The organism is Paraburkholderia sp. SIMBA_027, from assembly GCF_046535315.1.
Classification (GTDB): domain Bacteria; phylum Pseudomonadota; class Gammaproteobacteria; order Burkholderiales; family Burkholderiaceae; genus Paraburkholderia; species Paraburkholderia tropica.
In genome coordinates, this window is the sequence record NZ_JAWRWY010001096.1 from 1 (window position 1) to 254 (window position 254).

The window sequence follows — 254 nt, forward strand, 5'->3', positions numbered from 1 at the left end:
ATTTTGGTTGCCGTTTACTTCTTTCAAAATACTGCACTTCATTTATGTCGAATTCTAAGGGTGCTAGATTTTCAGGTATATATATATTATCTACAAGATATTTTAGTATGCCTTCTATATTGTTTATCTTATCTAGATCATCTACTTGAAATATTAAAACATGTGAAAATACCATTCCAGATCTACTTGCTTTTAAGTCTGGAATAGTTTTACATATAAAATAATAATTAAAAAAGGAGCTTGCCGACAAATAT

At 27.6% G+C, this 254-nt stretch carries 1 protein-coding gene; it reads right to left on the minus strand.

Features of this window, described 5'->3' with window-relative positions; all coding sequences use genetic code 11:
- Positions 1-254 (minus strand): hypothetical protein (locus SB764_RS42505; RefSeq protein ID WP_410867107.1); only part of this gene is annotated, 254 nt, incomplete at both ends.